We start from the raw sequence: 8,996 nt of genomic DNA on the forward strand, positions 1-8,996 counted from the left end.
GCTGGTATTGCTCATGAAAGCGATCGTGGAAACCTTGAAGCCTTGAACCCATGAAACGACTGTAAAGGGGCCTCGTCTAACCAAGACACGCTCTCAATCCAGACGGATCATTTCCTGTCAGGGCGGGATTTTTCCGTTTCGAGCATCCGCTTATCCACGACAAAAAGCATCTGAAATCTCAAACTTGGTTTTCGCTGACCCGGGCATACTTGCGATCAGGCAGCATTTGGTTACCAAGCTGTCTCAGCGGTGGTGATCGCTTCTGCTGCTAAGGGAGGCCACCCAGGCCTTGGCCGCGTTACGCAGGTCCGGATCGGCTCTGTCGGTCATCTCTATCCGCTCCACCAGCGTCGTTGGATCGATAATCTTCGTGCTGATTGCGGCCATGACGTAGGCGTGATCTTTCTCGCGCCCTGCGATAGCTTTGGAAGCGCAGATATCATGAATTTCCGGCGCGATAGCGATGGCCTTGTCCATTGATGGTGCGGATACCCTGACAGCCCGGCGTTCCCAGCCAGTCGGCAGTCGGGCTGTCTCGGGTCCGATGCCGTGAGCGTAATAGCCGAAGGTTTCATGAAACGGAGAGCCCTCACCAAGAGCACCATCGATAAGCTCGGCAAGTTCAGGCTTGCGCAAGGGATAAATGTCAAGCTCACCCGACATCTGCATGATATCGGGCATCTGCTCGAGTTGGAGATGCGCGGCCTGGCTTCCGACCAAAACAAATTCCCGTTCATTGGTGATGGCCTGGGCCGCCCGAACGACGTGCGCGACTTCAGCGCGCTTCATCTGCAAGGGGTCTCCGAGTTGCGCGCAAGATGGCAAGCCTCTCAGCATTCGGGAGAAGCCCGGCCCATGGGTGTATGGACCGCAACACTTGACCATCGTCATCGAGCGCGAGGAAGGCCGCCTTCATTGCCTCGGGGCCAAGGCGCAACAGGTCTCTACAGCGCGAGACATAGCCAGGCGCCACGCGCCTTCCGAGATCCATACGATCGAGGTTTTGAGCGACGATGATCTTGGCTGTGGGCCAGTCGGCGCAGGCATGTTTGATCGCGGCCGCGTTAAGCTGCCATGATCGCCTGTCTTCGAGTGAGAGAGCGTTGAGATCCATGGTGGAAAGATAGGCCACGACGCGAAATTTCGAAAGACATCATCTGTCTTGGTTTCCGCCATTCTGAGAAGATGATCGAGCCTCCGACTTGTCCAACAAAATAAGCGTAGAGATCACGGCCAGCACAGCCCGTATTCCTTTGACCGCCGGATCTGCTTTCCAACGGCCCCTTGGAGCAGCACCCGCATCTGAGCGAGCACCGGGATCGGCCGCCAGATGACCCTCGTCTTCTTACGGAGCGCGCCGGACTTGGTGGTCCACTGCTTGAAGACTTCCCGGGCCGGTTCGCAATGGTTCCAGCGCCACACGATCTCGTCGAGGTATCGCTGAAGGTGCTTGCTGCCCAGGTTGTGGTAGACACCGACCAACGCCCGTTGGACCTGGGCGATCACGGCCTCCGCCGTGTTGACGTCGGCGCCGGTCTCCGGGTTGGCGTATTCGTGCTGGCTGTGGATGACCCTGTAGTGCTCTTCCATCATCTCGCCAATGCCGAGGTAGCTCGTGCTCCCATCCGTCATAAGCGTGATGTCGTCAGACACAATCCACCCGGCGAGGACCGGCTCCAACGTGGCGCGCTGGTCATCGGAAACGACCTTGGCGCGCGCCTGCCCATCTCGGGAGGCCGCCACGAAGACCAACGGCTTGCCGCATCCCTTGCCAGGCGGATTGTAGGCCCCAGAGAGGCATTTCGGAGCTCCGCCGACACAGGCCTCGTCCACCTCGACGATGTCGTCCAGCGGGAGCAGCTCGTGGTTCCGGTCGTCCATCATCTCGCGGATGGCGTGCCCCATCTGCATATACTTTCGCCGAGCTCTGGGCCGGGTCTGCATGATGGCCATGATCGGCACCGACAGCGCATTGATCTGGCTCGTGGCTCCGGTCGGCATCTTCATCGGAACCATCGGTGCTGTCAGCGTGATCAAGGCCGGCTGTGTAGAAAAGCGCGACCCGAAATTCGCCTGCGTTGGTGGCGAATCGAACGTGCCGCTGCGGGCAATCACGCTGTCGGAAAACCTTATCATGGCTGGTATGGGGCTATGGATGCTGGGCATCTTGTTCGCCGGGTAGGGTCGTTGACTCCATTGCTCCAACGCGTGGTGTTTTGTCCAAAGATGGAGCCCCAAACCGCGGCTTACACTGAAGAACCTTCCTGTAAGTGCCGCAGTCCCACCCAAGGGTTCCTGCAACCGTGTTGCCAAGGCTGGCAGGCGGTGGCAACTGGTGTCTGGCTCTGAAAGCCAATCAGGCGTCGCTCCTGGCTGACGCCCGTGGCTGTTTCACGGGACTGGGGGCAGCCTATCCCGAAACGGTCACCGAGGAAACCGGCCATGGTCGCAGCGAGACCCGCAAAGCCATCGTGGTTTCGGCCAGGTCACTGGAAGACGATCATGAATTTCCCGGCCTCAAGGGGTTCGGCCGGCCGGATCAAGGCAATCCGAGAAATTGAAGGCAAGGTGACCTCCCAAACCCGGTTCTTCGCTCTATCCTGGATGCCTGCGCCCGAGGTTCTGCTGTCCACGGTCAGGGGCCCCTGGCCCATCGAGAATGCGTTGCACTGGCCATTACGTTTCCCGTGACGCCTCCGGCTTCACCCCGAAGAACTCCTGCGCAACGGCCGGCGCGGCTTTCTGCGTCGTTTCTTGGCAGCGTCCCGCGTCGATCAGCAAGACCTTGCGGACGGGTATGCCTTCGGGTTTCCCCGTCAGCGCAGGCCAGCTCCAGCGCGAGCGCGCGGTGCGTGCGCGCAGGGTCGCCACATCTATGCCGCGGCTGGTTCCCCGGCATTCCAGCTGAAGAAAAAAACCGCAGTCATATACGATAGCGGCTTGCTGAAGCGCCCGGACCAGGTCTGGACGCAGGCGGGACCAGTCGGGCGAGCGGTTGAGGTTGGCGCCGTATCCTGCCAGGCCAAGCGAAACAGCCGGCTGCCGCATGTCGCGTATGATGCCGATCTCTCCGTGGATCATCAGATCAAGAGGCGTCCCGAAACGACCAAGCTGAGCGATGTCGAAGTAGCCGTAGGGCTTGTCGAAGAGCAGGTCGAACAGCGCGTCGTGCATGCGCCAGGAGAGCCAGTGATGATCGTGTTCGAAGGAAATCCAGTCCACCAGATCTGTCTTGCTCAACTCGGCGATGCCGTCTGCAAGTGCCCCATTATCCCTCGAGCGTTCGAGGCCAAGCCGGCGTCGGAACTCGAGGCACTCTTGACGGTCACCCTCCTCGGGCTGATGCACGGTCAGATTATGCCAGTTCGGCACGTGCCGGCATACCGCGTGCGCGATGAGATGGACCAGCCGCAGGCCCTGCAGCCCCAGACCGCGGCTGTACACGACGTCGAGAAAGGGCTGGGACAGCCGGTAGAGATTGGGTCGCGGGATACCCGCGGCCGAAGAGGCCGGGGCGGTTGGCGTCGTTTGCATCAAAGTCTCCATCACTAAGTGTCGTGAAGCACTTGATGTCGTTGCGGCGATTTCAGAAATCGGGTCGTAAAACGCGCGAGTCAGCTTTCAGTCGATCCCCGGCACCCGCCCGACCGATGGCGCTGGCTGTCCGGGGGTTGCCGGTCATCTTCCCGATCGTTCAGGGCATCCCCCCGGCCATTCCCGGCAGAGCGGCGTCTACGCCGCTGGTATTGCTCATGAAAGCGATCGTGGAAACCTTGAAGCCTTGAACCCATGAAACGACTGTAAAGGGGCCTCGTCTAACCAAGACACGCTCTCAATCCAGACGGATCATTTCCTGTCAGGGCGGGCTTTTCCGTTTCGGGCAGCATGGACCGATGTCCTTCGCACAAAACGAAGGACATCATCCCATGCATCATTCCACCCTGCCCGAGGCCACGTCGGCCGCGCCGGTTTCCACCACTTCCTCTGATCTTGACTTCGTGCACGGCATCGCGCGTGTGCGAGCCTTTGCAAAAGGCGTTGACGAAGCCGCCGGCATCGGGGTCGCCCATGCCACTCTGGAGATAGCGGTCACCGCGTTCTGGCAGGCCCTTTCTCCGGCGCACACGCCGCGGACACCGTTCTGGACGGAGGAGACCCCTGACCTGCCTGACGAGATCGTCAGCCTCTCCACCAGGATTGGATCGGCCGCAGCCTTCCTGCCGGTCGAGGCGGCCGCCGACCTGCTTGGCCGGCTTTATTCCTCCGCCCTTCGCCCGGCCACGCGTGCAACGCACGGGGTCTACTACACCCCGCCACCGCTCGCAGACCTGACGGCGCAGCGCGCGACCGAAGCGGGCGCGGACTGGAGCACCGCCCGCGTCCTTGATCCGGCCTGCGGCGGCGGCGCGCTCCTGCTACCGGCGCTGCGCCGCCTCGTTGCGGCCCTCCCGTCTTCCGATCCGAGGCTTGTGCTCGAGAACGTCGGAGCGCGGCTGAAGGGCTGGGATATAGACCCCGCTGCCGCATGGCTGGCGCAGAACATGATCGACGCCGCGCTCCTTCCATCGACGAGGCGCTGCGGCATGCCCGCCCCGCGGATCATCGAGGTCAGGGACAGTCTGCACTCCGGTGCGAGCGTCACTGCCGCCGAGGCCCCGGACGTGATCATCGGCAATCCGCCATACGGAACGATCCGCCTCTCTTCGGAGCAGCGGGCGGCATTCTCGCGGGTCCTCTTCGGGCGCGCAAACCTCTACGCACTGTTCCTCGACCGGGCGCTTGACCTCGTTCAGTCCGGCGGCATCGTCGCGTTCCTGACGCCCACAAGCTGCCTTGGGGGCGAGTACTACAAGAACCTGCGCAAGCGGCTTGCCGCGGAGGCCCCTCCCGTCACGATCGATTTCGTGGTGGAGCGCAAGGGCGTCTACGACACGGCGCAGCAGGAAACGCTGCTCGCTACATGGCGACGCGATCACCACTCAGGCGGCATCAAGCTGTCGGAGGTGCAGATGTCCGGCGGGCGTCTACGTATCGAGGAAATCGGAACCGGCCGCCTGCCAACATGTTCGACCGATCCCTGGCCCCTCCCCCGCCGCGTGGCTCACGCCCACGTTGCCCCGGCGTTTCACCGCAGCGGGCAACGGCTCGCGGATTGGGGCTACCGCGTCCGCACGGGACCGATCGACGGGAGCGGCCTGAAGAGCCGTGCCGCCGCCACACCCGGGCCCGGACGGGTCCCGTTGATCTGGGCCGACTCCGTGGACCCCGCAGACGGCTTCACCTGGCCTGGCGTGAGGCGCGGGAACGCGGCCTGGTTCGTTGCCGGGAAGGAGGACCTCCTCCGCGAGCCTGCGATACTTGTTCAACGCACGACAGCGCCCGAACAGCCGCGCCGGCTCGTCACCTGCCTGCTGCCTCGTGCCTTCATCGACGCGCACGGTGCCGTCGGCGTGGAGAACCACCTCAACCTGGTCGAGCCGGAAGATGAAACACCGGCCGTTCCGCTCGAGGTTGTTGCGGCGATCCTGAAGAGCCAGGTCGCCGACATGATCCTGCGCTGCCTCAGCGGCAGCATGGCGATCTCCGCCACCGAACTCAGAGCGCTCCCCCTTCCCCACCGGGATCATCTCGCACCACTCAGCTCGCTGGTGGCCGCGGGAGCATCGGACTGCGACATAGAGCGAGAATGCGCGCGTCTTTTCGGCATCGCGGAGGGGGAAACGGCGCTCTGACGCGAGGCGCGCGCCCGACGCGCATCCGACAGGTCCTCTAATCCGGGCCTGCACCGCCTCGGAGCGCGGCGGTCGAGCGACCGCATGGATCATCGGTTCAACCGCGACCGCTGGCTTCGGCAGCATCGGACAAACGATCTCCGCCACCGCAGCAGAAAAAATTGCAGCTTCCGTTTTCCCGATCAGCGGAGATGAACCCATGTTCCCGGCGAGGCCAACCGTCTCTGAAAAAAACATCATACCCAGGAGCACACGATGTCCCAGATGAACCCTTTCGAAGAAACCGAAACACAGATGCTTGACGATACCGAGGACACCGAAGACGACGTCTTTCGGGGTACCGACCTCCAGGACCGTTTCGGCCAGCTGCTTCTGGCATACAATGCAGCGCATTTGGACCTTCTCGAGGTTTCAAGGCCGCTGATCGTCCGGCGCAACGCCGAGGCAGGTGTGTTCGATATCGTGAAAGCTTGCTGTTTTTCGACGTCCACGCTCACAGCCTGCGTTGTAGTTGAAGACGGTGAAACCCGGCTGGAGCCGCTCAGCTTCCGGACGACGTTCCGCTTGCCGTTTTATCGCGATTTCTCGTATGACAATGATCAGCCCGATGCGTATATCGTGCGGTTGATGACCTGCTGGCTGGAAGCAACGTTTCTTCAGCATCATGTCGCGATCCTCGAACAGATCCGTGCGTTGTCGACAGACACGAGTGTGCTCTGAGCCCGGCGGCACGGCCTTGTGTCTGCGGCGCCAATGAAGGTCCAGGGCGGCGCAAACCGCACCGATTGCCCTGCCTGAGGCGCTGGGTCTGCCCACCTGATCAAGCAGCCCAGCCAGCCCGAGGGCACGGCCCGGCAGGGCCGCAAGCCGATCCTGGAACCGGGCATGGGATCGCGCGTGAAGAAGATCTTGTCGCATTCCGGCGGTGACGTAGCTCTGTCGGATTTCCCACTTCACGCGGTGTCGTCCGCGCAGCGTCGGACCCATGTTCCATGCAGGCCATCAGACTCACAAAGGACCCCGGCAGAGAACCGGATCACGCTCGGCCTCCACGTCGACCATGCCAGTATAAGCCTCGCCACCCGGCAGGGGCGACAACACGCCTTATGGTATTGTGGCCGAAAGGGCTGCGGCCCGGACTGCCAGCACAAGACCGAAGCGGATGTGCTCGAGCAGGCCCGGAAGATGGTCTGGCTGTGATTGCCTATGGCCCGGAGTTGCCGAGGATTGACATACGGCATGCCGGAGCGCACGCGGTTCCCGTCGCGGAGCGCCCGAGCCTTGAACGGGAACTTCCCAATCTCGGGCCTTCCACGGCACATCCCGGAAGTTCTGGGCGCAGCGCTTGTCAAGCTGGTTGACCTTATCGGGCGCGCCCAGGCCAACGACATCGATCTGCGCAAGCGGATGGGCGAGAACTCCCGGATCAAGACCCTGTTCAAGGCGCTGCCGACGGGCACACTCCCGAGACGGACACGCTTGTCCTGACCACGGGCCGGACGCGCGACGAGGACGATCCTCCCGACTTCACCCGGCACGCCAGGCCGGGCGCAACGCTGGCTTTTGACATGGCCACGGTCGAGGCGCGTCGCATTGCGCAGCGTATTTTTGAGGTGGGCGTCACGCCCTCGGCCGAAGTCATCGTGGTCGCATCGTCCACAAAGTCCGACGAGACTATCTTCCGCACGAACCTGACGGATCTGACGATGGCGATCAGGGAACACGGCGTGACAGGCTGCGCGATGATCATTCTGGCCCTCCCCTGTGCGACGACCAAAGCGGTCCAAAGCAGCCGGCCGCAGCTGATGGCTGGCGGAGAAACTTGCGATGTGCGGCGCGACGCCTCGCCGGTCAACGCAGAGATGTCGGCGCAGGAGAGATTATTTGAAGTATCTTGGTTGCGGAAAGGTCGAAGCCTGGATTTCCCTTATTTCCGCTGTTGAGGCTTTGGCCCTTTTGGCTTTTCCCGACGGTGCAACATGCGCGGTTCGCTTTGATGCAGGTTCAGACGAGGCCAACCTGCCGGGATGGGATTGACCGGGCGCCAAACAATTCGAATGACAACCCTTTTATGGTGCGGACTGTTTCGTATCGTCTTCACGACGCCCGATAGATGATCAAAGGACGACATCTGACATTTTGCGAAGTTCCTTCGGACACCGTCTTCATGATTGGCAGCCTGCATCAATCCATGGCTGGGTCGCGTCATGTTGATACGTAGCGCCGACTCGTTGCTCCGCGGGTCACAAGATTTTGGGCCCAAGGGTTCTTCATCTTTTTTTCCTGCGCGACCTCCCAAGCGATACGATTCCGAAGCCTGCTTGCTCGGTCGTCGAGCGTATCGGTGGCTCGCTTGGACTGTTCAGCACGCAGAAGAGCAAGGCTCATCTCCGCGTTCGGCAGACCTTGACTGACCTTTTGCTCGACAAAGGCAATGGTTTCCGCGAGCTCGTCAGCGGTCATGAGGTGGCGGGATCCTGCGGATAGGGCCGGAATGAAGCGGAGTTGCTCAATCGCGCTCGTCGGGGCGAGATCGGTAATGAGGGGAGTGCGCTTTTTCATGATGGTGTCATATCCTTGTTTGTGATCAGGAGTGCAGCGGCACGGGGCCAGCAGTCCGGTCAGGGCTTGCGTTGGTTTTGGGTGGCGAAGGGTAACTTGAGAACCGCTGACCCTGGTCCGACAGGCATATCGCAGCGATGTTCTGAGAGATCATTTCGGTCTGCATTGTTGCCATTCGCACTGGGTCAACTCGAGGCAAGAAGCTGCCTCAGGCGGCGTCAGTCGCAACAGGTAATCACCTGCCGCAGCGGCTTCCTCCAGCGCGTCGGCGAGGACGGCCCGGAATTTCTTGGCGTGACGATCCGCGATGGTCAGGCCCATCTCATCGTTGCCAATGATGTCGGCGTGTACGATCTCGATTGGATGCCGCCCGGCAAACCAAAGGAATTCGACCCTCAGTTCGAACTTCTGTCCATAGATGTTTTCGCAGCACAACAGTGCGGAATAGTCCCCGTCACCAAGACCCGCGAGCTTGCCCAAGGTTACCGAACTCAGGTCGGCGCTGAAGTGGATGGCGGAAGTCGTGTTCATCATATGTCAGGTTCCTATGTTTTGACGAGCGGCGCCGTGATTTCCGCCGCAGCCCGAATTTGGGTTTGCTTCGGCGACCCCGGTGACAATTTTTTGCTTGACGTAACGGCAGTGTGCTTTTGCGTGTATGCACGCGCCCGTTTCCCCGGTCGCCGGTTCGCTGGACCAGCG

11 protein-coding genes and 1 pseudogene are annotated in these 8,996 nt (G+C 61.6%); 7 read left to right on the plus strand and 5 right to left on the minus strand.

The genetic code is table 11. The annotated features are described in order from the left end of the window. Window positions 1-243: 243 nt before the first annotated feature. From LCF60_RS22275 to LCF60_RS22285, 3 genes are all read right to left on the minus strand, one after another. Window positions 244-789 carry a DUF6036 family nucleotidyltransferase gene (locus tag LCF60_RS22275; protein WP_292294740.1) on the minus strand — a complete coding sequence of 182 codons (546 nt, stop codon included), beginning with the start codon at window positions 787-789 and terminating at the stop codon, window positions 244-246. Beyond that, complete coding sequence (locus tag LCF60_RS22280; protein WP_292294741.1) at window positions 776-1,132, minus strand: hypothetical protein; 357 nt, start codon at window positions 1,130-1,132, stop codon at window positions 776-778. Before LCF60_RS22280 ends, LCF60_RS22275 begins: the two co-directional genes overlap by 14 nt. 95 nt (window positions 1,133-1,227) lie before the next feature. Further along, window positions 1,228-1,953 (minus strand): IS1595 family transposase, encoded by a 726-nt coding sequence (locus tag LCF60_RS22285; RefSeq protein ID WP_292294742.1) that lies wholly within the window; start codon window positions 1,951-1,953, stop codon window positions 1,228-1,230. A gap of 16 nt (window positions 1,954-1,969) precedes the next feature. On the opposite strand from LCF60_RS22285, the pseudogene LCF60_RS22290 reads away from it, so the two are divergent. Then, window positions 1,970-2,182 (plus strand): annotated as a pseudogene (locus tag LCF60_RS22290) (glutaredoxin); the annotation flags it as partial. A gap of 124 nt (window positions 2,183-2,306) precedes the next feature. After that, the gene (locus LCF60_RS22295) at window positions 2,307-2,561 is read left to right on the plus strand and encodes a hypothetical protein (RefSeq protein ID WP_292294743.1); all 255 of its coding nucleotides are present in this window, start codon (window positions 2,307-2,309) and stop codon (window positions 2,559-2,561) included. Window positions 2,562-2,676: 115 nt separating this feature from the next. Here LCF60_RS22295 and LCF60_RS22300 read toward each other — a convergent pair whose 3' ends face one another. After that, a complete protein-coding gene (locus LCF60_RS22300) occupies window positions 2,677-3,534 on the minus strand; it encodes a hypothetical protein (protein WP_292294744.1) in 858 nt (285 codons plus the stop codon). A gap of 392 nt (window positions 3,535-3,926) precedes the next feature. Between LCF60_RS22300 and LCF60_RS22305 the strand changes: the two genes are divergently transcribed. From LCF60_RS22305 to LCF60_RS22320, 4 genes are all read left to right on the plus strand, one after another. Beyond that, window positions 3,927-5,732 (plus strand): N-6 DNA methylase, encoded by a 1,806-nt coding sequence (locus tag LCF60_RS22305; RefSeq protein ID WP_292294745.1) that lies wholly within the window; start codon window positions 3,927-3,929, stop codon window positions 5,730-5,732. Window positions 5,733-5,987: 255 nt separating this feature from the next. Then, the gene (locus LCF60_RS22310) at window positions 5,988-6,452 is read left to right on the plus strand and encodes a hypothetical protein (protein WP_292294746.1); all 465 of its coding nucleotides are present in this window, start codon (window positions 5,988-5,990) and stop codon (window positions 6,450-6,452) included. Between the two features lie 519 nt (window positions 6,453-6,971). Then, complete coding sequence (locus tag LCF60_RS22315; protein WP_292294747.1) at window positions 6,972-7,220, plus strand: hypothetical protein; 249 nt, start codon at window positions 6,972-6,974, stop codon at window positions 7,218-7,220. A gap of 80 nt (window positions 7,221-7,300) precedes the next feature. Beyond that, complete coding sequence (locus LCF60_RS22320; protein WP_292294748.1) at window positions 7,301-7,675, plus strand: hypothetical protein; 375 nt, start codon at window positions 7,301-7,303, stop codon at window positions 7,673-7,675. A 262-nt stretch (window positions 7,676-7,937) separates the two neighbouring features. Here LCF60_RS22320 and LCF60_RS22325 read toward each other — a convergent pair whose 3' ends face one another. Further along, window positions 7,938-8,294, minus strand: a complete 357-nt coding sequence (locus tag LCF60_RS22325) for a hypothetical protein (RefSeq protein WP_292294749.1) — start codon at window positions 8,292-8,294, stop codon at window positions 7,938-7,940. Between the two features lie 168 nt (window positions 8,295-8,462). Between LCF60_RS22325 and LCF60_RS22330 the strand changes: the two genes are divergently transcribed. After that, window positions 8,463-8,996, plus strand: a 534-nt coding sequence (locus LCF60_RS22330) for a hypothetical protein (RefSeq protein ID WP_292294750.1), incomplete at its 3' end; no start/stop codon positions are given.

Source organism: Marivita sp. (assembly GCF_020055635.1).
In the GTDB taxonomy this organism is placed as follows: Bacteria; Pseudomonadota; Alphaproteobacteria; order Rhodobacterales; family Rhodobacteraceae; genus Marivita.